The 23461-nt window shown below is 52.4% G+C and carries 25 protein-coding genes; 23 read left to right on the forward strand and 2 right to left on the reverse strand.

Annotated features, from left to right (window positions below; all coding sequences use genetic code 11):
• The first annotated feature begins 19 nt into the window (after positions 1 to 19).
• From sucC to htpG, 9 genes are all read left to right on the forward strand, one after another.
• Positions 20 to 1186 carry an ADP-forming succinate--CoA ligase subunit beta gene (gene sucC / locus PS2015_RS07440; RefSeq protein ID WP_058021617.1) on the forward strand — a complete coding sequence of 389 codons (1167 nt, stop codon included), beginning with the start codon at positions 20 to 22 and terminating at the stop codon, positions 1184 to 1186.
• Positions 1186 to 2058 carry a succinate--CoA ligase subunit alpha gene (sucD, locus tag PS2015_RS07445; RefSeq protein WP_058021618.1) on the forward strand — a complete coding sequence of 291 codons (873 nt, stop codon included), beginning with the start codon at positions 1186 to 1188 and terminating at the stop codon, positions 2056 to 2058. Before sucC ends, sucD begins: the two co-directional genes overlap by 1 nt.
• 372 nt (positions 2059 to 2430) lie before the next feature.
• The gene (locus PS2015_RS07450) at positions 2431 to 3222 is read left to right on the forward strand and encodes a DUF3450 domain-containing protein (RefSeq protein ID WP_058021619.1); all 792 of its coding nucleotides are present in this window, start codon (positions 2431 to 2433) and stop codon (positions 3220 to 3222) included.
• Positions 3219 to 4619: a MotA/TolQ/ExbB proton channel family protein gene (locus tag PS2015_RS07455; RefSeq protein ID WP_058021620.1), complete on the forward strand. Its 1401-nt coding sequence runs from the start codon at positions 3219 to 3221 to the stop codon at positions 4617 to 4619. Before PS2015_RS07450 ends, PS2015_RS07455 begins: the two co-directional genes overlap by 4 nt.
• Positions 4620 to 4628: 9 nt before the next feature.
• Positions 4629 to 5150, forward strand: a complete 522-nt coding sequence (locus PS2015_RS07460) for a MotA/TolQ/ExbB proton channel family protein (protein ID WP_058021621.1) — start codon at positions 4629 to 4631, stop codon at positions 5148 to 5150.
• Between the two features lie 30 nt (positions 5151 to 5180).
• Positions 5181 to 5591 (forward strand): ExbD/TolR family protein, encoded by a 411-nt coding sequence (locus PS2015_RS07465; RefSeq protein ID WP_237113408.1) that lies wholly within the window; start codon positions 5181 to 5183, stop codon positions 5589 to 5591.
• 3 nt (positions 5592 to 5594) lie between these two features.
• Complete coding sequence (locus PS2015_RS07470; RefSeq protein ID WP_058021622.1) at positions 5595 to 6203, forward strand: energy transducer TonB; 609 nt, start codon at positions 5595 to 5597, stop codon at positions 6201 to 6203.
• A 3-nt stretch (positions 6204 to 6206) separates the two neighbouring features.
• Complete coding sequence (locus PS2015_RS07475) at positions 6207 to 7562, forward strand: tetratricopeptide repeat protein (protein WP_058021623.1); 1356 nt, start codon at positions 6207 to 6209, stop codon at positions 7560 to 7562.
• 98 nt (positions 7563 to 7660) lie between these two features.
• The gene (htpG, locus tag PS2015_RS07480) at positions 7661 to 9559 is read left to right on the forward strand and encodes a molecular chaperone HtpG (protein WP_058021624.1); all 1899 of its coding nucleotides are present in this window, start codon (positions 7661 to 7663) and stop codon (positions 9557 to 9559) included.
• Between the two features lie 71 nt (positions 9560 to 9630).
• Here htpG and argS read toward each other — a convergent pair whose 3' ends face one another.
• Complete coding sequence (gene argS / locus PS2015_RS07485) at positions 9631 to 11367, reverse strand: arginine--tRNA ligase (RefSeq protein WP_058021625.1); 1737 nt, start codon at positions 11365 to 11367, stop codon at positions 9631 to 9633.
• Positions 11368 to 11476: 109 nt separating this feature from the next.
• Between argS and PS2015_RS07490 the strand changes: the two genes are divergently transcribed.
• From PS2015_RS07490 to PS2015_RS07555, 14 genes are all read left to right on the forward strand, one after another.
• The gene (locus PS2015_RS07490) at positions 11477 to 12484 is read left to right on the forward strand and encodes an RluA family pseudouridine synthase (RefSeq protein ID WP_058021626.1); all 1008 of its coding nucleotides are present in this window, start codon (positions 11477 to 11479) and stop codon (positions 12482 to 12484) included.
• An 83-nt stretch (positions 12485 to 12567) separates the two neighbouring features.
• Entirely contained in the window at positions 12568 to 13107 is a 540-nt protein-coding gene (locus tag PS2015_RS07495; RefSeq protein ID WP_058021627.1) for a YceD family protein, read from the forward strand.
• A gap of 66 nt (positions 13108 to 13173) precedes the next feature.
• A complete protein-coding gene (gene rpmF, locus PS2015_RS07500) occupies positions 13174 to 13353 on the forward strand; it encodes a 50S ribosomal protein L32 (RefSeq protein ID WP_058021628.1) in 180 nt (59 codons plus the stop codon).
• A 2-nt stretch (positions 13354 to 13355) separates the two neighbouring features.
• Positions 13356 to 14396: a phosphate acyltransferase PlsX gene (plsX, locus tag PS2015_RS07505; RefSeq protein WP_058021629.1), complete on the forward strand. Its 1041-nt coding sequence runs from the start codon at positions 13356 to 13358 to the stop codon at positions 14394 to 14396.
• Between the two features lie 20 nt (positions 14397 to 14416).
• Positions 14417 to 15352, forward strand: a complete 936-nt coding sequence (fabD, locus tag PS2015_RS07510) for an ACP S-malonyltransferase (RefSeq protein WP_058021630.1) — start codon at positions 14417 to 14419, stop codon at positions 15350 to 15352.
• Positions 15353 to 15368: 16 nt separating this feature from the next.
• On the forward strand, positions 15369 to 16115 hold the full coding sequence (gene fabG, locus PS2015_RS07515; RefSeq protein ID WP_058021631.1) for a 3-oxoacyl-ACP reductase FabG: 747 nt from the start codon (positions 15369 to 15371) through the stop codon (positions 16113 to 16115).
• A 185-nt stretch (positions 16116 to 16300) separates the two neighbouring features.
• Positions 16301 to 16534, forward strand: coding sequence for an acyl carrier protein (gene acpP / locus PS2015_RS07520; protein ID WP_058021632.1), 234 nt, complete (start codon positions 16301 to 16303; stop codon positions 16532 to 16534).
• A 90-nt stretch (positions 16535 to 16624) separates the two neighbouring features.
• Positions 16625 to 17878 (forward strand): beta-ketoacyl-ACP synthase II, encoded by a 1254-nt coding sequence (gene fabF, locus PS2015_RS07525; RefSeq protein WP_082628218.1) that lies wholly within the window; start codon positions 16625 to 16627, stop codon positions 17876 to 17878.
• 5 nt (positions 17879 to 17883) lie between these two features.
• On the forward strand, positions 17884 to 18753 hold the full coding sequence (gene pabC / locus PS2015_RS07530; RefSeq protein ID WP_058021633.1) for an aminodeoxychorismate lyase: 870 nt from the start codon (positions 17884 to 17886) through the stop codon (positions 18751 to 18753).
• A gap of 19 nt (positions 18754 to 18772) precedes the next feature.
• A complete protein-coding gene (mltG, locus tag PS2015_RS07535; RefSeq protein ID WP_237113409.1) occupies positions 18773 to 19792 on the forward strand; it encodes an endolytic transglycosylase MltG in 1020 nt (339 codons plus the stop codon).
• A 2-nt stretch (positions 19793 to 19794) separates the two neighbouring features.
• The gene (tmk, locus tag PS2015_RS07540; RefSeq protein ID WP_058021634.1) at positions 19795 to 20451 is read left to right on the forward strand and encodes a dTMP kinase; all 657 of its coding nucleotides are present in this window, start codon (positions 19795 to 19797) and stop codon (positions 20449 to 20451) included.
• 1 nt (position 20452) lies between these two features.
• A complete protein-coding gene (gene holB, locus PS2015_RS07545) occupies positions 20453 to 21424 on the forward strand; it encodes a DNA polymerase III subunit delta' (protein ID WP_058021635.1) in 972 nt (323 codons plus the stop codon).
• 31 nt (positions 21425 to 21455) lie between these two features.
• Positions 21456 to 21785, forward strand: coding sequence for a PilZ domain-containing protein (locus tag PS2015_RS07550; protein WP_058021636.1), 330 nt, complete (start codon positions 21456 to 21458; stop codon positions 21783 to 21785).
• A gap of 5 nt (positions 21786 to 21790) precedes the next feature.
• Positions 21791 to 22276: a DUF411 domain-containing protein gene (locus PS2015_RS07555; RefSeq protein WP_082628030.1), complete on the forward strand. Its 486-nt coding sequence runs from the start codon at positions 21791 to 21793 to the stop codon at positions 22274 to 22276.
• Here the strand turns inward: PS2015_RS07555 and PS2015_RS07560 are convergent.
• Entirely contained in the window at positions 22248 to 23453 is a 1206-nt protein-coding gene (locus PS2015_RS07560; RefSeq protein WP_058021638.1) for an NAD(P)/FAD-dependent oxidoreductase, read from the reverse strand. The two genes, PS2015_RS07555 and PS2015_RS07560, sit on opposite strands and share 29 nt — an antisense overlap.
• Positions 23454 to 23461: the final 8 nt, after the last annotated feature.

Here is a 23461-nt window from a genome sequence, read left to right on the forward strand (position 1 = left end):
AACACAGAGGACATACAGAATGAATCTACACGAATATCAGGGAAAGCAGTTATTCGCTGAATACGGCCTTCCTGTTTCCAAAGGCTTTGCTGTTGATACACCGGAAGCAGCTGCCGAAGCATGCGACAAGATCGGCGGCGACATGTGGGTTGTTAAAGCTCAGGTTCACGCCGGTGGCCGTGGCAAAGCCGGTGGTGTAAAGCTGGTAAAGAGCCGTGATGACGCCAAAGCATTCGCAGAGCAATGGCTTGGCAAGCGCCTGGTCACTTATCAAACAGACGCTAATGGACAGCCGGTCAGTAAAATCCTTGTTGAAGCCTGTACCGATATCGATCAGGAATTATATCTTGGTGCGGTTGTTGACCGCTCTTCACGTCGTGTGGTGTTTATGGCATCCACTGAAGGCGGCGTGGAAATCGAAAAAGTCGCTCACGAAACGCCTGAGAAAATTCTGAAAGCAACGATCGACCCCTTGGTTGGTCCGATGCCTTATCAGGGCCGTGAACTGGCTTTCAAACTTGGCCTGCAGGGTGATCAGATTAAACAGTTCACCAAGATCTTTATGGGCCTGGGGCAGTTGTTCAAAGACTATGACCTGGCTCTATTGGAAATCAATCCGCTGGTTATCAAGACTGACGGCAATCTGCACTGCCTGGATGCCAAGATCAACATTGATGGCAACGCTTTGTATCGTCAGGCCAAGCTGCGCGATATGCATGATCCGTCGCAGGACGACCCGCGCGAAGCACATGCCGCCAGTCACGAGCTTAACTACGTCGCTCTGGATGGTAACATCGGCTGCATGGTAAACGGTGCCGGTCTGGCTATGGGAACCATGGACATCGTTAATCTGCACGGTGGCAAGCCGGCTAACTTCCTGGACGTTGGCGGTGGTGCAACCAAAGAGCGTGTTTCCGAGGCATTTAAAATCATTTTGTCTGACGATAATGTTAAAGCGGTGCTGGTTAACATTTTTGGCGGCATTGTGCGCTGTGACATGATCGCAGAAGGCATTATCGGTGCCGTTAAGGAAGTCGGCGTTAAGGTCCCCGTTGTTGTGCGCCTGGAAGGTAACAACGCAGATGTGGGTGCCAAGGTGTTGGCAGAGAGCGGACTCAACATTATCGCGGCCAGCAGCCTCACCGACGCTGCGCAGCAAGTAGTCAAGGCCGCGGAGGGTAAATAATGAGCATTCTTATCAATAAAGATACAAAAGTGATTTGCCAGGGTTTTACCGGCTCGCAAGGCACATTTCACTCAGAACAGGCGATCGCATACGGCACTAAAATGGTTGGCGGTGTGACACCGGGCAAGGGTGGTTCAACTCACCTGGGCCTGCCGGTCTTTAATACCGTGGCCGAAGCTGTGGCAGAAACTGGCGCAGAAGCCAGTGTGATCTACGTGCCGGCGCCGTTCTGTAAGGATTCCATCCTTGAAGCCGCCAACAGCGGCATTAAATTGATTGTCTGTATCACGGAAGGTATCCCTACACTGGATATGCTGGATGCAAAGATTCGTTGTGACGAACTCGGCGTACGTCTGATCGGACCCAACTGTCCAGGTGTCATCACACCCGGTGAGTGCAAAATCGGCATCATGCCGGGACATATTCACAAGCCAGGCAAGGTCGGTATCGTTTCTCGCTCAGGCACCCTGACCTATGAAGCGGTCAAACAGACTACAGACTATGGCTTTGGCCAGTCTTCCTGCGTCGGTATTGGTGGCGACCCGATTCCGGGCTCCAATTTTATCGACATTCTGGAAATGTTCGAGAAAGACCCGGCAACCGAAGCTATTGTCATGATCGGTGAGATCGGGGGCAGTGCCGAGGAAGAGGCAGCGGCCTATATTAAAGCCAATGTCACAAAACCCGTTGTATCATACATTGCTGGCGTAACTGCGCCTCCCGGCAAGCGCATGGGGCATGCCGGCGCAATTATCTCCGGCGGCAAAGGCACAGCGGATGAAAAGTTCGCGGCCCTGCAGGATGCCGGCGTTAAAACCGTTCGCAGCCTGGCTGATATCGGCCAGGCGCTGAAAGAAGTCACTGGCTGGTAAGTCAGTTCGCCGCACGGTTCATGTGCGCCAACCGCGCGCATGAACCAAGTTGGGTCACAAGCTCTTCGACGGCAAAAAAATTCTCATTTGAGAGGTTCAAAAATTCAAACGGGTTGTGTTAGTCTTGACGACATAATTCGGCAGGGAGCTCTGAATTTACGGTAATTTGCAGTATCTGGCTTGACTTTGTTACGACTTTCTACAATTAAACCTCGTTTGAGTAGTATCGTAACCAGCTGGCCTGAAAATTGCCTCTTACTTTCCGGAGGGATCCGTAAACAGATGTTAGTACTTTACGCTGTAATGCACGATAGATAAGAAGTCACATTCGGTTTCGCGACCGGAGTGTTTAATACAATAACAGGATGGCACATGAAAAACCGTCGATTATATTCAAAGGTTCTGTTACCACTGGCATCGCTGCTGGTAATCGGAGCAGCCCAGGCTCAGGACGTTGACACCAGCGATATTGAGCGGGCTCAGAGTGTTGTAGGTGAAACCAACAGGGAGGCCGCGGAGTCTCAAAACCGCATTAACAGACTCTCCAACTCTTCCAGCTCCCTGTTCGAAGAATTCAAAGTGGAAAGTGACAACCTGGAAGCTCTGCTGGTTTTGAATGCCAACTGGCGTCGACAGATTGCGATACAGGAACAGGAACTGGAAACTATTGCCGAGTCAATCGGCGAAGTTCGAAACGTGACCCAGGAACTGCCATTGCTGATGAATCGTATGATTGCCAGTATTGAGCAGTTTATTGAACTGGATTTCCCGTTCCATCTGGACCAGCGCCGTGCCCGCATCCAGTTTGTCCGTGATGCCATAGATAATCCAAACGTTTCTACCGCAGAACGCTTCCGTCAGATTCTGGTTCTGTACCAGACTGAAAACAGCTACGGCCGCACCCACGAAACTTATTCCACATCTCTGGAGCTGGATGGCGTTCAGCGCGATGTCGACATGATGCGCGTTGGTCGTATCTCGCTGACTTTCCAGACCAAGGATCGTTCCATGACTGGAGCCTGGAACCCAGAGACTCGCCAGTGGCAGACACTTGATCCGGCTGAATACCGCAATGCGGTACGTGACGCGATCAACGTTTCCAGTGGCATGATTGCACCAGAAATTTTTGAACTACCAATTGTTGCGCCGGAGTTAGCACAGTGAAAAAGAACATAATTAAATTAGCAGGTATTTCTCTGACGGGCGTTTTTCTTGCCGTATCAACTCAGGCCTTTGCACAACAGCCCGCCGCCAACCTTTCTGAACTGCTTCGCAATGTTGAAGAAAATCGCGTTGTTGAATCACAGGAAGCCCGTGAGCGTGAGCAGCGCTTCCAGCAGCAGGTCAACCAGCAGGAGCAGATCCTGGAGGAAACCCGTACCCGTATTTCTGAAGAAGAAGCAGAGAATACGCGTCTGGAAGGCGTGTTTGACGAAAACCGTCAGCGTCTGGCTGATGCGCGCGCCCAACTGCGTGAAGTACGCGCCAACCTGAACGAGCTTCTGGGTACCATTCAGGGTGTTGCCGGCGACTTCCGCAGTATCTTTGACAACTCGCTGGTAAGCGCTCAGTATCCAGGTCGTAATGAGTTCCTGGATTCATTCATTGAGCGTGTTGCTTCTGATACAGAACAGGTTCGTGTTGATGAAATCGAGCGTTTCTGGTTCTACATGCAACAGGAACTGGTAGAGTCCGGCCGGGTTGTCCAGTATGACGACATCGTGGGCCTGCCTTCAGGCGAACAGGAAAACCGTACAATTACCCGTATCGGTACATTCAACTCTATCGCTGACGGCGACTACCTGTCCTATAACGGCGCAGTGGGCCACCTGCAGGTGCTGCCACGACAGCCGGGTGCCGATGTTGTTGGACGAGCCCAGGCGCTCGAAAGCGCTCAGAGCGGCATCTATAAAGTAGGTATCGACCCGACAGGTGCACAGGGCGGCAGCCTGATGGCCAACCTGATCAACTTCCCGACTCCAGCTGAGCAGGTCCGTCAGAACTCTGGCGTGATCGGTTTTACGATTATTGGTGTGGGTGTGATTGCGGTTCTGGTCGCTCTGATCCGTTCCTTTATGCTGACCCTGGTTGCAGCTAAAGTGAACTCTCAGGTCAAGTCGGACAAAGCGAACAAGAACAACCCGCTGGGTCGCGTTCTGTTGGTTGCCGAGTCTAACCCGAATGTTGACACTGAAACTCTGGAACTGAAACTGGGTGAAGCAATCCTGCAGGAAACTCCGGCGCTGGAGCGCTTCCTGACCTTTATCAAGATCATTTCTGCGATTGCTCCGCTGATGGGTCTGTTGGGTACGGTAACCGGTATGATTCAGGTGTTCCAGCAGATCACTGTTTACGGTGCGGGTGACCCGACCATCATGGCGGGCGGTATCTCCATGGCCTTGATGACAACAGTACTGGGTATTACTGTGGCTATCCCGACTATTCTGATGCACACCTGGGTTAAGAGCAAAAGTGACCGTATCATCCACATTCTGGAAGAGCAGGCCACTGGTATCATTGCCCGTAAAGCTGAAGCTTCTATCAACAAAGCTCAGGGTTAAGGGGGCATCATGTATTTCGCGCTGCTCGATCTTTCTGACGCGATTACAGATTTCATGAACAGGGGTGGGCCGGTACTTTGGGTCATCGGTATGCTCCTGTTGGTGAAGTGGTCGCTGATATTCGAGCGGGTCTGGTATCTGCACTCCACCCACGCCAAGAAGGTCAAACAGACTCTCGCGGTGTGGGCGGGTCGCAGCGACACCCGTTCCTGGCGCGCTCAGCAGATTCGCAACATGATGGTCTCTGAGATATCGCTGGATCTTAAATCAACGATGCCAATCATTGAAACGCTGGTGGTGGTCTGTCCACTACTGGGTCTGATGGGTACCGTAACAGGCATGATTGAAGTGTTCTATGTCATGGCCCTTACCGGCGGCGGTGACGCCAAGTCAATGGCGGGTGGTGTCTCCAAGGCAACTATCCCGACGATGGCCGGCATGGTGGGTGCGCTGTCAGGCATTTTTGCCAGTAACTGGCTGAAATCCCGCATCGACCGTGACCTGGAACTTCTTGAAGATCACATGGCCTAAATCATTTAGAGATACTGAAAAGGCATAATAATGAAAACAGGTTTGATGAAGAAACGCGGTGATGATGAAAACACCGGGGAGATTGACCTGACCCCGATGCTTGATGTCGTCTTCATCCTGCTCATCTTCTTCATTGTCACCTCGGTATTTATTACCGAGGCGGGCATTGAAGTGATGAAACCGGAAGCATCAACGGCCGAACCTCGCTCCAAGGATCTGATCCTGATTGCAGTCAGCAATGACGGTCAAATCTGGATCGATGGCGAGCAAATCGACTCTCGGTTTATCCGGTCCCGTTTTGAGCGACGACTGGCTGAAACTCCGAATGCCTCTGTCGTCATACAGGGCGACCGGTCAGCTCAGAACGAGCACGTCATGTCCATATTGCGGGCGGCCCGTGATGCGCAAATTGCATCCGTGTCCATTTCAACGGAGAACTAAACGATGATTGCAATTCGATGGTTAATTTCTCTGGGTCTGGCGGGTTTGGTGACACTGGGTCTGTTTTATTTCATGCAGGCGCTGATTGCGACGGGTGGTGATCTGGAGCAGAACACCAATGTGGTTCGTATCGTCGATGCAACGATGCCAGAAATTGTGATGGAAGTGATACGTGAGGTGGAACGCCCCGAACCTATCGAGGAGTTGAATGAACCACCGCCCACACCACCCGATCGCAATATCGATATGGATGGCGGTGCTGATCTGAATATCGCACGCGAAAACGTCGACCTCGACATCGGGCTGGATATTGGCGCAGCAGGCCTCAGCGCTACTGACGGTGAAATGTTGCCGCTGGTTAACATACAGCCTCAGTACCCGACCCGTGCTGCGCAACGTGGTATCGAAGGTTGGTGTCAGGTGGCATTTACCGTAACTGAGACTGGCGGTGTGCGGGACGTGCGTGTTGTTGATGCTGAGCCTCGCGGCATGTTCGACTCCGCTTCCATCCGTGCAGCAGAACGATTCCGTTTTCAGCCACGTGTGGTTAATGGACAGCCGGTTGAAGTACCCAATGTTCAATACGTATTCCGCTTTGAACTGGAGGAGTAAGAGATGAGTGCACCAAAAACAATTCTCCGCTCCGTATTGATGGCCGCCATGGTTATCAGTGCATCCACAGCAGGGCAGATGATGTTCTCCGCTCCAGCCTATGCGCAGGAAGAGGATGACGGCCCGCGTCAGCCGCCACCCACTCGTCGCTCTGACACACTCAGTGACCGGGTATACCGGGTGATCGCCGAAGTTCAGGAGCTGATGAACCCGACTGAGGAAGGGGTGGAGCCTGATCTGGAAGCAGCCAAGGAAGAGTTGGATGAGCTGAACGAACGCTATGACTCGCTGAATGATTTTGAAAAAGCGACCATGCTGAACTTCTATACCAACTACTATCTTGGTGTGGATGACATCACAAATGCACTGCGTATATTCGAGCAGATCCTGACTATTGAAGGTCTGCGTCCGGAACAGCGTCTGCGCTCTTTGCAATCACTGGGACAGCTTTATGCCAGTGAAGAGCGTTTTGAAGATGCCATTCGCACACTGGAAGAGTGGCGCTCTTTGTCAGAAACCGAGAATGCAACTGTATTCAACGTTCTGGCCCTGTCGCACTACAACCTGCAGAACTATGAAGCCGCAATCACCAATTTGCTGGCTTACATGGACATGCTGCGAGCTGAAGGCCGTGAGATCGCACGTAATATCTACAGCCTGCTGAACGTCATGTACATTGAGCGTGAAGATTACGCCAATGCGCTTGAGGTGACCAAAACAATGGTAGGCCTGTTTGACGAAGGCAGTGACTGGCGAAACCTGGCTGCCATTTATGGATTCCTGGATGATGATGCCAAACGGATCCAAACCATGGAGCTGGCTTATGTGAAGGGTTATCTGCAAAGCGAAGGTGAATTCATGAACCTGGCTCAGTCTCTTGCAGGGCTCGATGCGCCTATGCGCGGTATCGAGATTCTGGAAGACGGCATGGACCAGGGCATCGTTGAAGTAACTGGCGACAACCTGCGCAGGCTGACTCAGATGTACATTGTGGCATCGGAGTTCGCTGCGGCTGTTGAGCCTGCCGAGCGTCTGGTTGAGATCGTAGACGATGCTGAAGCATGGGACTATCTTGGCTACATTCACCTGATGAATCGTGATTATGAAGGTGCTGTTACCGCAATGCAGACAGCACTCAATAAAGGCGGGCTGGAGAATGCTGGTGAAGTTCAGCTGTCACTGGCCCGTGCGCTGGTAGAACTGGATCGCTTTGATGAAGCCTTAACAGCGGCCCAGCGCGCACGAGACCTTGGCACCAACAATGCTGGTCAATTCGTAAGCTTTGTGGAGTCCTCAAAGGCTCGTCATGAAGCTCTGCAACAGCGTAAGCAGGAAGCGATAGAATACTACCGCTCTTGAAATAAGCTTAACAGCCCCCATAAAAAACCCCGGGTTACGATAAAGTAGCCCGGGGTTTTTTATGCCTTAAGCATTCAGACAAGTTCAGGGGTAGTTGCATGACAACGCAGACAAACAAGGAAACACGAGGGTTTGAGACTGAGGCCAAGCAGCTTCTGCAGCTGATGATTCATTCGCTGTACAGCAACAAGGAAGTGTTCTTGCGGGAACTGATATCCAACGCATCAGATGCTGCAGACAAGCTTCGGTTTCAGGCGCTGTCCAAGCCGGATATTTACGAAAATGACACGGAACTCAAGGTCATTATTGACTTCGATAAGGACGCCGGTACGCTCTCAATTACAGATAACGGCATCGGCATGGATCGTGACGATGTCATCAGCAATCTCGGTACTATCGCACGTTCTGGCACTGCCCAGTTTTTGCAGTCACTCAGTGGTGATCAGAAAAAAGATTCCCAGTTAATCGGTCAGTTCGGTGTGGGATTTTACTCGGCGTTTATTGTGGCGTCAGAAGTCGAAGTGATCACCCGCAAGGCCGGCACACCCGCCAGTGATGCTGTGCGCTGGGTATCTGCAGGCGAGGCTGATTATAGTATTGAAAACGCCGAGAGGGCATCACGCGGCACAACCGTGATATTGAAGTTACGGGATGATGCCAAAGAATTTGCTGATCCTTTCCGCCTGCGTCAGATCGTAAAAAAATATGCTGACCATATTTCGATCCCGGTACTGCTGCCAAAACAGGCAACAGATGAAAAACAAGATGCAGAAACAGAGTACGAAGCGGTTAATGACGCCAAAGCTTTGTGGACGCGCCCGCGTACTGACGTCAGTGAAGAAGAGTACACCGAGTTCTACAAACATATTTCTCACGACTTCGAAAGTCCTCTGACCTGGAGCCACAACAAAGTGGAAGGCAAGCTGGAATACACCAGCCTTCTGTATTTGCCGGCCAGAGCGCCGTTTGATCTGTGGAATCGTGACGGGGTTAGAGGCCTGAAGCTGTATGTGCAGCGTGTCTTTATCATGGATCAGGCGGAGCAGTTTCTGCCCTTGTACCTGAGATTTATTAAAGGGGTTGTCGATTCTAACGATATTTCCCTCAACGTATCGCGGGAGATTTTGCAAAAAGATCCGGCAGTGGACTCTATGCGCAGCGCCTTGACCAAGCGCGCTCTGGATATGCTGGCTAAATTGAAGAAAGATGACAGCGAAAAATACGCCGCGTTCTGGAAGGAGTTTGGACAGGTTCTTAAAGAAGGACCAGGAGAAGATTTCGGCAACCGCGAAAGCATCGCCAAACTGCTGATGTTTGCAAGTACGCATGAAGGCTCCAAAGGTCAGGATCAGGGTCTGGAAGACTATGTGGCTCGAATGAAACCAGAGCAGGACAAAATCTATTACTTGATCGCAGACTCTGAAAAAGCGGCACGCAGTAGCCCGCATCTGGAGATATTTCGCAAAAAGGGTATTGAGGTGCTGTTGCTGTCAGATCGTATAGACGAATGGCTGATGAGCCATTTGCACGAGTTTGATGGCAAGTCTCTGCAGGATATTACCCGGGGCGATCTGGATCTGGGCAAACTGGATAACGAAGAAGAGAAAAAAGCGCAGGAAAAGCAGGAGGAAACCCTGAAACCCCTGCTTGAGCGGGTAAAAACTGCGCTGGATGATCGCATCAAAGAAGTCAGGGTTAGTCATCGCCTGACCGATTCTCCCGCCTGTCTGGCACTGGCAGAAGACGACATGGGTGCTCAGATGCGCAAGATAATGCAGGCTTCGGGTCAGGCAGTGCCTGAGAGTAAGCCAATATTCGAGCTGAATCCGGATCACCCGCTGATTGCCAAACTGGATGCAGAGCAGGACGAGGAGCGTTTCGGTGACCTGATTTCCCTGTTGTTTGATCAGGCATCACTGGCCGATGGCAACGAGCTGGAAGACCCTGCGCGTTTCAGTCGTCAGCTAAATAAACTCCTCCTTGAGCTGTGTGACTGATAAGTTACTGACCAGGATGAGTCGCTTTAGATTGCCGGCTCATCCTGGCACCTGACTGAATTCGATATTTGCTACATCCTGTCCAGCGGCTCTATTCCCAACAGATTCATACCGGTTTTTAAGGTATCAGCGGTCAGTCTGGCCAATGCAAGCCGGCTTGCCTGTACGGGTGGTTCGGATTTGAGAATTGGGCACGACTCATAAAATTTCATAAACAGTCCTGCCAGCTCATAAAGATACTGACACAACTGATTAGGGTAGCAGTCGACACCTACCTGTCTCACTACCTCCGCGAATTGCAGAATCTTGATCAGCAGTGCGCGCTCTTCCGGAGTATCCACGTTGATTTGCTGGCCGGGTGTTATATTTTCGTCTGCCAGTCTGCGAAGCACACTCTGGATTCTGGCATAGGCATACAACAGATAGGGTGCGGTATTGCCATCAAATGACAGCATCTGCGACCAATCAAAAATGTAATCACTGGTTCTGCTTTTGGACAGGTCGGCGTATTTTACAGCTGCAATGCCGACCGTAGCGGCGATCTGCTGCCTGTCATTTTCGGGCAAATCCGGGTTTTTGTCGCTCACTAGATCATGAGCCCGGCGGACTGCTTCGTTCAGCAGATCTTTAAGCTTTACGGTATCGCCGCTTCGGGTCTTGAAGGGTTTGCCGTCCTCACCCATCATGGTGCCATAAGCAATGTGTTCCAGACGACAATCGCTGCGGACCATGCCAGCGGCCGCCGCGACAGCAAACACCTGATTAAAATGCAGGCTCTGGCGAGCATCAACAACGTACAGAACACGGTCAGCACCCAGATCTGCAGATCGATAGCGTACAGCTGCAAGATCTGTGGTGGCATACAGATAACCGCCATCACTTTTCTGCACGATAACCGGCAGAGGATTACCATCCTTGCCTTTGAACTCATCCAGGAAAACGCACTTTGCGCCTTCAGATTCAGTGAGCAATCCTTTCTCATTCAAAATCTTAACAATACCAGGCAACTCTTTGTTATAAAAGCTCTCTGCACAAAGGTCGCTAGGTTTAAGTTTAACACCCAGCTGATCATATACCTCCTGGCAATGACGCAAAGATTCCTCAATAAACTGCTGCCAGGCACTCAGACATTCCGCGTCCCCACCTTGCAGGCGCACTACATACGAGCGAGCCAGTTCGGCAAATTCCGGCTCTTCATCAAAGCGTTGTTTGGCCTCACGATAGAATTTTTCCAGATCAGACAGGCGCGACGACACAGAGGCGCCCTGGGCCGATAGAGATTTCATATGGGCAATCAGCATGCCGAATTGAGTCCCCCAGTCACCAACATGGTTTTGTCGGATAACACAATGTCCCAGAGACTCAAGCACTCTGACAATGGAATCACCGATAATGGTGCCCCGCAAATGCCCAACGTGCATCTCTTTGGCAAGGTTTGGACTGGAGTAATCAACCACGATCGTTTTGTTATCATGTTCCGGGATGATCAGACGAGACGGATCTGTGAGCAGTTCTTTGGCCCGATTGCTCAAAGCCTGTTCCTTGAGAAACAGGTTGATAAACCCAGGACCAGCAATCTCTGCTTTGCTGAGCCATTCACCGGCATCCAGGGAATCCAGGACCTGCTGGGCGATTTCCCGCGGATTCTTGCGCAGACGCTTGGCAACGGACATCACACCGTTAGCCTGATAGTCACCAAACTCAGGGCGCGACGCATAGATTACCTGTCCTTTGGCGTCCTCTATGCCAGTAACGCGGATCAGTGCCCGTGTCACCGCCTGTTCAAGTGTTTCTCTGATGGTCTGCATTCAACAATTCCTGCCTGTTTTCAGATTAAATTAAAAGCAGCGCGGATTTTACACTATTGCATGCCGGCCTGCCTGATCAATCCCGGCACGGTGCTGGTATAATGCGCCCATGACAAGCCGTCCCGAACATACTCGCGCTCAACGCCCCGAAAATACCGAACAGGGTGGGGTACGCACCGGCGTACAGTTCCTGAACGTACCGGAGCATGCCCACGAACAGCGACTGGATAATTTTCTGAGCAGCCGTCTTGCCGGACTGCCTAAATCCCACCTCTACCGCCTGATCCGCAAAGGTGAAATTCGCGTCAACAAAAAACGCTGCAAACCAGATACCCGTGTCATCTCTGGTGATATTGTGCGGGTCGCGCCTCTACGCCTGGCTCAGCGCGACAATATAGTTGCCCCTGGGGCTGGGCTGCAGAAAACGTTGGCAGACAATGTCCTGTTTGAAGATGATCAGCTGATTATCATTAATAAACCAGCCGGGCTGGCCGTGCATACCGGGACCGGCTCACCGACCGGGGTTATCGAGGTCATGCGATTTATGGCAGGTGAGGGGGGCTATCGTGAACTGGTTCACCGACTGGACAAAGAGACCTCCGGCTGTCTGATGATTGCCAAAACCGGCACAGCTTTGAAAGCACTACAGGACGATCTTAAACACAAACGTATTCAGAAGACTTATCTTGCGATTGTACATGGCCGATGGCCCGCCAGCATTCGCAGGATCAACGCCGCATTGACAAAGTTTCAGCCCCATGAAGGCGAGCGTATTGTCAAAACCGACCGTAAGCAGGGCAAACCGTCCGAAACACGGTTTGAGCCCATTGAAACCTTTGAGCATGCCAGCCTGATCAAGGCCATGCCACTGACCGGCCGCACACATCAAATACGGGTACACTGCCAGACTGCAGGTCATCCCATTATCGGTGACAGCAAATATACCTTTCACGGTCCACAGCATTTTCAGGATGTGCAATTTCTGAATCTGCACGCCAGCGAGCTGGTTTTCACTCACCCGGGCAATCAGTTGCGCATGACGGTTACAGCACCACTGCGCGGGGAGATGCAGGAATTAGTGCACACCTTGCGCGAGAAGGCAGCCGGCAATCAATAAAAATCAGTAAGAAGCGGAAAAATATGCGAAAATACGTATAATTTTTTGACAGCGAACGTTCTTGCCCCTATTATTGCGCGCCTATGGCTGACACCCTCGATTTTTCCTCTCCGATACCTGCAGTTCTGGATGCCAGAAAGGTATTCAGACAGGGACTGTCATTACGCGGCAGCATGCCACTATCTGACATGAAGAGGCTTTCAGCGTTGGTGGAAGAGCACGCCGGAAACGTTAAAGTCCGGCTGCAGTTCGGTCATGATGAGTCTCATCGGCGCCGAATTCAGGGTCAGGTCAGCACAACAGTCATGCTGCAATGTCAGCGATGTCTGGAGCCGGTAGCAGTAGAGCTGGAGGAGTCAGTCGATCTGGCGGTGGTGGCCAGCGAAGCAATTGCTGACAAATTGCCGGCTGACATTGACCCGTGGCTGTCAGATGAAGAGCAGCTGGTGCCGGCAGACTTGATTGAAGAGCAACTGATACTGGGATTACCCATTGTTGCATCGCATCAGCAGTGCGAACTGGCTATTAGACAGGATACCAGCAAGCTGCCGCAGGAAGATGCGGCAGAATCGGTTCAGAACCCCTTTGCGGTGCTGGCCACCCTGAAAAGCAACAGGGACTAAGTGCAATAGCGATCAGAACAAGCAGTACACATACAGAATTTAGCATCTAAAACAGGAGTACCTTAAATGGCCGTTCAACAGAACAAAAAATCCCGCGCACGTCGCAACCAGCGTCGCAGTCACGACGCCCTGACGGGCCCGACTCTGTCCGTGGATAAAACCACTGGTGAAGTTCATCGCCGTCACCACGTGACCGCTGACGGTTTCTACAAAGGCAAAAAAGTGCTGAATCTCGGCGACGACTGAATTTGACGCCAGTCAGACGCATCGCAATCGATGTCATGGGGGGAGATTACGGCCCCCCGGTGACCATCCCGGCAGCCATTGATGCGCTGGGGCGTCATGCTGAATTGCATCTGCTACTGGCAGGGCGCCATTCTGAAATTGAGCCTTATCTAGAACAACTGTCAGATGAATTACGGCAACGAGTCACTGTTGTCGACGCACAACAGATCATCAGCAACCACGACCGCCCTGACAGCATCCTCAGGTCCTTCAGGGACAGTTCCATGTTCAGGGCTGTAGATCTGGTGCGCCAGGGCATGGCGGATGCCAGTGTCAGTGCAGGCAATACCGGTGCACTCCTGCTGGCCGGTCGCCATCTGCTCAAAACCATACCGGGGATCGCTAAACCGGCAATTATGGCCATAATTCCTGCAACACGCCCGGGCGGATATAGTTATCTGCTGGATGTGGGCGCCAATATCAGCAGCACCGCCAGGGAGCTGTATCAATTCGCCCGTATGGGTGCCGTTGTAGCCCAATCGCTGTCGGGCCGCCCACAGGCGCGCGTTGCCTTGTTGAACATTGGCGCTGAAGAGATCAAGGGTACTGCCCAAATCAAGGAAGCGGCCACTCTGCTGCAGAGTTGCCGGGATATCAACTTCACGGGATATATAGAAGGCAATCAGATTTTTGATGGTGCTGCTGATGTCATTGTTTGCGATGGTTTCACTGGCAACGTTACTATTAAAACCAGTGCCGGTGCCGTAAAGGCCATGCAGAGGTTGATGCATCAGAGCATGCAGCGGCGCTGGTATTATCAATTATTCGGCTGGATCTTCAAACCATTTTTCAGTGACCTGCAGAAGAATCTGCGTCCATCACGTTATAACGGGGCCGCTCTGGTAGGTTTGCAGGGTATCATCGTGAAGAGTCATGGCGACGCCGATCAGCAGGGATTTGTCCATGCAATCGAGCACGCACTCAAGCAGACCCGAGACAATGTGCCCGCCATGATTGCCAGCCGAATGGCCAGCGCATCCGACCTCACCGATCCTTCAATATGACAAAGCAATGAGAGAGTGACATGCAAAAAATCGGTTTTGTATTTCCGGGCCAGGGCTCACAAAAACAGGGCATGCTGGCAGATATGCTGACAAGCCAGCCAGTTGTAAAAGAAACCTTTGATGAAGCGTCCGACATTCTGGGTCAGGATCTGATTCAGGTTACCCAGGAAAACCCCGATGGTCTTCTGGACCGCACCGAGATTACTCAGCCCGCATTGCTGACAGTCTCTGTAGCCCTGTGGCGTGCCTGGATGCAGAACAAGGGCAGCCTGCCAGAGATGCTTGCGGGGCACAGTCTTGGTGAATATTCAGCCCTCGTCTGCGCCAATGTCATCAGCTTCCGTGACGCCGTGCGGTTGGTGCATATGCGCGGCAAATACATGCAACAGGCCGTACCGGAAGGCACTGGTGCCATGGCTGCGATTATTGGTATGGACGACAGCCGCATTGACAGTATTTGCCGGCAGGTAGCAGAAGGAGAGGTGGTTTCTGCCGTTAACTTTAATTCACCGGGTCAGACCGTTATTGCCGGAACCAGGGAAGCCGTAGGGCGAGCCATGACGGCCCTAAAAGAAGCCGGAGCAAAGCGGGCTCTGCCACTGAATGTCAGTGTACCATCGCATTGTGCACTTATGAAACCGGCGGCAGAGCAGCTGGCGGGTGAGCTGGCAGATACCGAGTTTCGAACCCCTTCATTGCCTGTAGTGCAGAATATCAATGGAAGGGCGACACGTGAACCTGGCGATATTCGTGAGAATCTGCTTAAACAGTTGTACATGCCCGTGCAATGGGTGGATACGATTTACTGTATGCGAGACTTTGGGGTTGGCAAAATAGTAGAATGTGGCCCCGGTAAAGTACTCGCCGGCCTGGTGAAGCGCATTCATCCAGAGATTGACTGTTATGCCACAGATAACCTGGCTGCTTTCAATGAAGCCCTGGAAGGCGTCAGATAATTTATAGGAGTTTTGCATGAGTATTGAAGGGAAAGTTGCGCTGGTGACTGGCGCAAGCCGTGGTATTGGTCGCGCGATCGCTGCGGAGCTGGGTTCACGTGGTGTCATTGTGGCTGGTACAGCAACAACTGAAAACGGCGCACAGGCTATTACGGATTTTTTTGCTGAAAATGCAATCAAAGGCAAAGGGTTCTGTCTGGATGTCTCCTCCACGGAAGCGGTTGACGCGGTTATCACTGACATCAGCGAGGCGCTCGGCGCGTCGCCATTGATACTGGTCAATAACGCCGGAATCACTCGAGACAACCTTCTGATGCGCATGAAAGAAGAAGAGTGGGATAGTGTGATTAACACCAACCTCAACGCCCTGTACCGGGTCTGCCGCGCCACGGTCAAGGCTATGACCAAGGCCCGCTGGGGGCGCATTATCAATGTCAGTTCGGTAGTTGCCTCCAGCGGCAATCCGGGGCAGACCAACTACGCCGCCAGCAAGGCCGCTGCCGAAGGTTTTACCCGCTCACTGGCTCGCGAAATTGGCTCGCGTGGCATTACCGTCAACGCGATCGCACCGGGATTTATTGATACTGACATGACCCGTGCGTTGAATGAAAAACAGATTGAAACCCTGTTGGCCCAGATCCCGCTGGCTCGCTTCGGAAGACCCGAAGAAATCGCCTCTGTAGCGGGTTTTCTGGCCTCAGATGCCGGTGCTTATATCACCGGTGAAACCATCCAGGTCAATGGCGGAATGTACATGGCCTGACATAATAATAACGAGGTAGAGTCTATCGAAAAGCATAAAACTTAGGAATTATTTTCCTGTTTGAGATTACAAGCACACCCAAATAGATGTAAACTTGCGATTCGGATTATGTCAGTTGGTCAAATAATAACCAATTTAATCGGAATGCATGACAAACCTTAAGGTACTAGGAGCTAATAAGAGTTATGAGCAGCATTGAAGAACGCGTGAAAAAAATTGTCTGCGAGCAGCTTGGGGTAAAGGAAGAAGACGTTAAGGCTTCCTCTTCATTCGTTGAAGATCTGGGCGCTGATTCTTTGGACACCGTGGAATTGGTTATGGCTCTCGAAGAAGAGTTTGAAACTGAAATTCCGGACGAAGAAGCCGAGAAAATCACTACTGTTCAGCTGGCAATTGACTACATCAACCAGCACCTGTAACAGCATTCCGCTTATCGGATTGAATTAAACAAAAGCTACTCCGGCATCACACCTGGAGTAGCTTTTGTTTATCAAGTGGAGAACCAAGCTTTGAATGGCAGACGAGTCGTTGTTACCGGCCTGGGCATGGTAACGCCGCTGGGAAATGATGTTGCATCCACCTGGGATGGCCTCAAATCAGGCCGCAGCGGTATCAATCCCATCGAGCATTTTGATGTCTCAGCTTTCAGCACACGCTTTGGTGGATCGATCAAGGCGCTCGATTACGAACCGTACCTGGCAGCAAAAGATGCCAAACGTATGGATGTATTCCTCATTTACGGCATGGTCGCAGGCATTCAGGCCATGCGCGATGCCGGATTTGATAGTGAAACAGCGTCTTCATTCGACCCCTTGCGGTTCGGAGCCGCGATAGGTTCTGGAATCGGTGGCATCACTGCCATTGAAGATACCGCCCAGCTTATCCGTACTTCCGGCCCCCGCAAAGTGTCCCCATTTTTTGTGCCCGGCTCGATCATCAACATGATTGGGGGTTCTTTATCTATCCGTTACAACCTTCAAGGGCCCAATATTGCGCTGACCACAGCCTGCACAACGGGCACTCACAATATCGGTTTTGCTGCCCAGATGATTGCCAGCGGGCAAGCTGACCTGATGATGGCCGGTGGTGCCGAGATGGCAACCTCGCCCGTTGGTCTGGGTGGATTCTGCGCGGCCAGGGCACTGTCTACTCGCAATGATGACCCTCAGGCGGCCAGTCGTCCCTGGGACAAGGATCGTGATGGTTTTGTGCTCAGTGATGGCGCAGGTGTCATGGTTCTGGAAGAGTATGAGCACGCAGTAAAACGCGGCGCCACAATTTACGCAGAGCTACTTGGTTTTGGCATGAGTGCAGATGCTTTCCATATGACCTCGCCCTCGGAAAATGGTCGTGGTGCCGCGAACTGCATGCAAAACGCATTAAACAGTGCCGGGCTGAATCCCGATCAGATCGATTATATCAATGCCCACGGCACTTCGACTCTGGCCGGCGATCTGGCGGAAACCCAGGCCATCAAGACGGTGTTCGGTGATCATGCCAACAAGTTGGCCGTCAGCTCCAGCAAATCGATGATCGGCCACTTGCTGGGTGCCGCTGGAGCCGTTGAAGCGATTATCAGCGTGCTCAGCTTGCATCACCAGCTGATCACACCAACAATCAATCTTGAGTCTCCGGATGAAGGTTGTGATCTGGATTATGTGCCGAAAAACAGTCGTGATGCCGCACTTCGAGCCGTGCTGAGTAATTCATTCGGATTTGGTGGCACCAACGGCTCATTGATTTTCAGCCAGCCGAACCGCTAATCGGGATGACCGCGCTGGTATTTATCGACGGGCAGGCCAGTCATTTGCTGCCTGCCAGCGACCGCTCCATACAATACGGAGATGGCCTGTTCGAGACCATGAGCTGGAGTGCCGGTCAGCTGAAAAGACTCGATAAACACATGAGTCGGCTACGAGACGGCTGCGCGGTACTTGGCATAGCTTTTGAGCAGGCAAAGATACAGCAACAACTAGAGTCATTTCTGGGCATCCTTGCCGGCAGCACTGCAGATCAGCAGCTGGTCGTTAAACTCATTATCAGCCGCGGCAGCGGTGGCCGTGGATATACACCACCGGACAACCCCGCCAGCCGTATCATCATTAGCTCACACCCCGTACCAGACAGACTGCCTGAGTATCAGCAAACCGGTATTGATTGTATTTTGTGTAATCACCGGCTGAGCAGCAACCCGACGCTGTGCGGTATCAAGCACCTCAATCGCCTCGATCAGGTACTGGGTAGCGCAGAAGTTCAGCGTGTTTCAGGCAAGATAAATGGCATGTCTGAAGGCCTGATGCTGGATCAGCAGGGCCGGGTTATTGAAGGAACCCGCAGCAATCTTTTTTTGATCCGCAATGATGAATTGATGACGCCGAACCTTGTAAATGCCGGTGTAAAGGGCATCATGCGCCAGTGTGTGCTGGAGGTTGCTAACGACAGCAACTGGCCTGTGAGGGTCACTGATATCTACCCCCGGGACCTGACCACAGCCGACAGCGCTTTTATCTGCAACAGCATCATTGGCATTATTCCCCTGAGGCAACTTTGGCTGTCTAACGAGTGCAGCGAAGACTCACCGCCTGTCCGACTCGGGCAGCACAATTACATCAGAGAATTACAATCTCTTCTGGCATAATAAGCCGATGAAGATGCGCTTGGCTCCACTCAAAATTTATACCGGCATTAGCCTGGGTCTGGTCGCTGCTGTTTTTGCAGCGGGCCTGTGGTTCCTTAACTATCTCGACACACCAATCACCATGGCGCAGACAGAGCAGCAGACTGCAATCATCAATGTTGCACCGGGCACCGGCGTCAATCGGCTCGCCAACCAGCTGTCGCAGGAACTGGGCCTTAAACAGCCACGCCTTTTTGCAGGCTGGGTCAGATTTCGTGGCGAGGACCGCTCCATAAAAAGCGGCGAATATGCAGTTGAAACCGGTTCGACGCCGCGGGATCTGCTGGCTCTGCTGCTGTCAGGTCGCAATGTTCAATATCCCGTGACATTCATTGAGGGCTGGACAGCAAAGCAGGCTCTGCAAAACCTGTGGGCTGTTGATACTGTTCAGGCAACCTTGCAGGGACTGGACGAAAAAGACATTTTACAGGCTCTGCAATCGCCCTGGCCGGCTTTGGAAGGCAGTCTTTTTCCGGACACCTATTTTCACACCCGTGGCACCACCGATCTGGAGATACTGCGTCGCGCCCAACAGCGCATGCTGGACATTATTGACATTGAATGGCCTGTCAGGGCACATGAGACCCCTTACGGAAGTCCCTGGGAGGCCCTGATCATGGCCTCCATCATCGAAAGGGAATCAGGACATCAGGCTGAAAAACCAGATATTGCCGGCGTGTTTGTGCGGCGCCTGGCGCTGGGTATGCGACTGCAATCGGACCCGACTGTCATTTATGGCATGGGTGAGACTTACGAAGGTGTGATACGACGCAGTGACCTGAATACCACAACCCCGTGGAATACTTATCGAATCAATGGCTTGCCGCCAACACCTATAGCACTACCCGGACTGGACTCCCTGCAGGCAGCCCTGCATCCCGCACCAGGCAGTGCGCTGTATTTTGTGTCGCGAGGCGATGGCAGCCATCAATTTTCCGATACACTGGAACAACACAATCAAGCAGTGCAGCGTTATCTGCGCAACAATACAAGCGAGTAGTCATGAGCACAGGGGTAGGAGCACGCGGCAAGTTTATTACCATCGAAGGGATTGAGGGGGTCGGCAAAACAACCAACCTGCAATGGGTCAGGCAGTGCCTGTCGGAGCAGGGGCTGGAAGTTGTGACAACACGTGAACCGGGGGGCACACCGCTCGCTGAACAAATCCGCGAGTTGCTGCTGACTCCGCGCGACGACGTTATGGATGCAACAGCCGAATTGCTGCTGGTCTTTGCGGCGCGGGCTCAGCACCTGGCGTCGCTGATTAAACCTGGCTTGCAGGCGGGCAAGTGGGTGTTGTGCGATCGTTTTACGGACGCCACATTTGCCTACCAGGGCGGCGGGCGAGGGCTGGACCAGGATACGATCTGCACACTGGAGTCGCTGGTGCAAGAGGATTTGCGGCCGGATCTGGTGATTCTATTGGATATTCAGCCTGAACTCGGCCTGAGCAGGGCCAGACGCCGCAGCAAACCGGATCGATTTGAACAGGAAGCTGTAGCGTTCTTCTCGCGCGTAAGACAGGCCTATCTGCGGCGGGCAGCAAGCGATCCGGAACGATACCTGATAATTGATGCCGGCCAGCCACTGGCAGATGTACAGCGTAATATTCACAATGGCCTGCTTGATTTCTGTCGTCGATCCGGGGGAGCAATTTAAAATGCCTGCTCAGCAACCCTGTGAATGGCAACAACCAAGCTGGCGGCAGCTCATTATGCAGGTTCGCAGTAACCGCCTGGCACATGCTTATCTGATCACCGGGTTAAAAGGCAGTGGTCGTCACCAGTTCGTGACAGCACTGTGTGCGTATATGCTTTGTGAGCACACCACCAGCTCGCGAGATACGGCGTGCGGAGAGTGCCGCCAGTGTTTGCTGAATGCCAGCGATCAGCATCCCGACATCCTTTGGGTAAGCCCGGAAGAAGGCAGTCAGGCTATCAAGATTGATCAGATCCGCCAGCTGACCGGGCATGTTCAACAGACCAGCAGCCAGACCGGCGCCTACAAAATCGTTGTCATTAATCCTGTTGCTGCACTGGCTCCCGCAGCAGCCAATGCATTGCTCAAAAGCCTTGAAGAACCCCCGGGCAAGACATTGTTTTTATTAGTATCTGAAAGCGGTGATCATGTGCTGCCAACGGTACGCAGCCGTTGTCAGCCATTACCATTGCCGCCCCCTGATCTGCAGCAGAGCTTGAACTGGCTGAGTCAGCAGTCCGCATCAGACTCGCAGCTACTGCGAAGTGCCGCTCAACTGGCGCCCCGGCAACCGTTTTACGCCCTGGATTTACTGGAACAGGGTATACCGCAGTGGCGCGTGCTCTTACATGAGCAACTATCCGCATTACATCGGGGCGATATCAGTGTGACCGAGGTGGCACGATTCTGTGAGAAGCAAGACTTCAGACATGCTATACATACTCTGGAGGATTTGTGTCTGGAGAGACTTCGGGAACTGAGCCGACAACGCCAGGACCCCGCAATCAAAACTAATATGCAGCAACTGCTGACCTTGCACCGGGAAATCACGTCGGTTTATCAGCAGTTCAGTTCCACAGCCAATGTTAATCAGCTGCTTGGTTTTGAATACCTGCTGGGACGCTGGCTGGGATTCAGGTCGGCGTTTTCATGAAATCAGGACCACGGAAGGTGTCTGTAACCCTATGCCAGAGCAGACTATTGTTAAACTTCATTACCGGGACCTAAATACCCTGAGAGCCTGTTATCTGCCATTTGTGCAACCGGCGGGGCTCTTCATACCGGAATCGGCATTGTCCGGCGTCAACAGCTCTTTTTATCTGCTTCTGCGCCTGCCTGGTGAATCAGCAGGAGAGCTTTGTCAGGTGCGTGTCGTATGGATCAGTCCCGCGCCGCTCAGTGACATGCTCCCGGCAGGCATCGCAGTACAGTTGCCGCCCGCGGCAAGGGAATTGATTGGCAGAATCGAGACGCAAATTGCGGTAGAATCTTCCACAGAGCCCAGTGGAGGATGAGGATTATGCGTGCTGTTTCCAGTTTTGTACTCATTGGCCTGTGTGCCATTCTGATCGCCTGCAGTCCGGCGCAAAGCCGTGATACTGTTGCACTTGATGTTTACAAAAGTCCGACTTGCGGTTGCTGTGCATTATGGGTTGATCACGCCGAAGACAGAGGTTTCAGCTTTCGTGTTCACCATCTGAACAACGACGAGCTGACGCTGGAAAAACTCCGACGCGGCATCGGTCTGCGTTACCACTCCTGTCATACCGCTGTAGCTGAAAACGGCGCGGTATTTGAAGGTCACATACCGGCCCACCTGATCAGCCGTTATCTGGATGACACACCAGCCGACTCTATCGGCCTGGCTGTACCTGGCATGCCGATTGGCAGTCCCGGCATGGAGGTGGGTGATCGGCTGCAGCCCTACGATGTGCTGTTACTTAAAAAAGATGGCACTGCGGAATTGTATGCCCAGGTCACTGACCTGCAGTCCCAATATCAGTAATCACCTTATTGAGCAGCCGGGAGTCGTGAATTTGCTCTGAAATCCGGGCTGCAATTGCCAGTGAGGCTGTCAATCCGGGAGATTCGATGCCCAGCAGATGAATCACAGCTGCCGAGGTCTGCCAATGGTAACGAATATCAAAATCGGTCTCGCCAGAGCCAGTCAAGGCGCGAGCTCTGATGCCCGAGTAGTCGGGCATCAGACGCCCCTCACAAAGGCCGGGATAGTAGCGTCGAATCTGACCGACAAAATCGTCCAGACGATTGCTATCAACCCGATAGTCGGGCTGGCGCGGGTCAAAGACGTTTTGGTCGAGAGGCTCTACATCCGGCCCGAAACGGCAGTGTCCCTGTAAATCGAGCGTGGCGTGAATTCCAAGACCACGCCCTGAAATGTCCGGAACCGGATACACCAGGGTTTGAAAGGGTGAAGGTCCTGTCAGGCTAAAGTAATTGCCCTTGCTGTAAAGCATCTGTGGTGCCACGGTTGTCAGACCGTTTTCCAGATGGATCGTTTCTGCGACGGCTGCTGCACCAAGACCAGCACTGTTAATCAGTACACGACATTGCAAGCCTTCTTCGCTGCGCCCGATACTATCTGTTCCAGACTGAATAGCCAATCTGAACTGCCCACTTTGCCAATCATACCGGGCACCGTTAAAACGTGTTCTGTTAGCGAATATCACACCTCGGTGCTGAGCCAGACCCGCCAGAGTTTCAAGGTAGGCGTGACTGTCAATGATTCCGGTATCCGGAGACCATATGGCCGCCAACCCCCGTATCTCCGGCTCTCGTCTGCGCAGTTCGGTGGCTGATAAAAGCTGTAGCGTATCAACACCACAGAGACTCGCATTTTCCAGTATGGTCTGCAGCTGTGCTTCCTCTCCAGCCTGAGCAACTATCAGTTTGCCTGTTTTTCTTACGCTAATGTCGTAATCATGGCAAAAGGCATACAGAAGCTCGCGTCCATCAACGCAGCAACGCGCCTTCAGGCTTCCGGGGCGATAATAAAGCCCGGCGTGAATAACCTCGCTGTTGCGGCTGCTTGTTTCCTGGCCGGGCAGGGAATGCTGCTCAATGACGACGATAACAGAGGCGGGGAAGTCCTCAGACAGACGACTGGCAATAGCCAGACCAAGGGCTCCGGCGCCTACAATACAGATATCAATTTCTTCCATAGAAACAA

Origin of the sequence: Pseudohongiella spirulinae, from assembly GCF_001444425.1 — a bacterium.
Taxonomy (GTDB): Bacteria; Pseudomonadota; Gammaproteobacteria; order Pseudomonadales; family Pseudohongiellaceae; genus Pseudohongiella; species Pseudohongiella spirulinae.

What these genes read in the sequence shown, in the direction of transcription:
- sucC (WP_058021617.1), top strand. Translation starts at nt 20, where the DNA reads ATGAATCTACACGAATATCAGGGAAAGCAGTTATTCGCTGAATACGGC.
- sucD (WP_058021618.1), top strand. Translation starts at nt 1,186, where the DNA reads ATGAGCATTCTTATCAATAAAGATACAAAAGTGATTTGCCAGGGTTTT.
- PS2015_RS07450 (WP_058021619.1), top strand. Translation starts at nt 2,431, where the DNA reads ATGAAAAACCGTCGATTATATTCAAAGGTTCTGTTACCACTGGCATCG.
- PS2015_RS07460 (WP_058021621.1), top strand. Translation starts at nt 4,629, where the DNA reads ATGTATTTCGCGCTGCTCGATCTTTCTGACGCGATTACAGATTTCATG.
- PS2015_RS07465 (WP_237113408.1), top strand. Translation starts at nt 5,181, where the DNA reads ATGAAAACAGGTTTGATGAAGAAACGCGGTGATGATGAAAACACCGGG.
- PS2015_RS07470 (WP_058021622.1), top strand. Translation starts at nt 5,595, where the DNA reads ATGATTGCAATTCGATGGTTAATTTCTCTGGGTCTGGCGGGTTTGGTG.
- PS2015_RS07475 (WP_058021623.1), top strand. Translation starts at nt 6,207, where the DNA reads ATGAGTGCACCAAAAACAATTCTCCGCTCCGTATTGATGGCCGCCATG.
- htpG (WP_058021624.1), top strand. Translation starts at nt 7,661, where the DNA reads ATGACAACGCAGACAAACAAGGAAACACGAGGGTTTGAGACTGAGGCC.
- argS (WP_058021625.1), bottom strand. Translation starts at nt 11,367, where the DNA reads ATGCAGACCATCAGAGAAACACTTGAACAGGCGGTGACACGGGCACTG.
- PS2015_RS07490 (WP_058021626.1), top strand. Translation starts at nt 11,477, where the DNA reads ATGACAAGCCGTCCCGAACATACTCGCGCTCAACGCCCCGAAAATACC.
- PS2015_RS07495 (WP_058021627.1), top strand. Translation starts at nt 12,568, where the DNA reads ATGGCTGACACCCTCGATTTTTCCTCTCCGATACCTGCAGTTCTGGAT.
- rpmF (WP_058021628.1), top strand. Translation starts at nt 13,174, where the DNA reads ATGGCCGTTCAACAGAACAAAAAATCCCGCGCACGTCGCAACCAGCGT.
- fabD (WP_058021630.1), top strand. Translation starts at nt 14,417, where the DNA reads ATGCAAAAAATCGGTTTTGTATTTCCGGGCCAGGGCTCACAAAAACAG.
- fabG (WP_058021631.1), top strand. Translation starts at nt 15,369, where the DNA reads ATGAGTATTGAAGGGAAAGTTGCGCTGGTGACTGGCGCAAGCCGTGGT.
- acpP (WP_058021632.1), top strand. Translation starts at nt 16,301, where the DNA reads ATGAGCAGCATTGAAGAACGCGTGAAAAAAATTGTCTGCGAGCAGCTT.
- pabC (WP_058021633.1), top strand. Translation starts at nt 17,884, where the DNA reads ATGACCGCGCTGGTATTTATCGACGGGCAGGCCAGTCATTTGCTGCCT.
- tmk (WP_058021634.1), top strand. Translation starts at nt 19,795, where the DNA reads ATGAGCACAGGGGTAGGAGCACGCGGCAAGTTTATTACCATCGAAGGG.
- holB (WP_058021635.1), top strand. Translation starts at nt 20,453, where the DNA reads ATGCCTGCTCAGCAACCCTGTGAATGGCAACAACCAAGCTGGCGGCAG.
- PS2015_RS07550 (WP_058021636.1), top strand. Translation starts at nt 21,456, where the DNA reads ATGCCAGAGCAGACTATTGTTAAACTTCATTACCGGGACCTAAATACC.
- PS2015_RS07555 (WP_082628030.1), top strand. Translation starts at nt 21,791, where the DNA reads ATGCGTGCTGTTTCCAGTTTTGTACTCATTGGCCTGTGTGCCATTCTG.
- PS2015_RS07560 (WP_058021638.1), bottom strand. Translation starts at nt 23,453, where the DNA reads ATGGAAGAAATTGATATCTGTATTGTAGGCGCCGGAGCCCTTGGTCTG.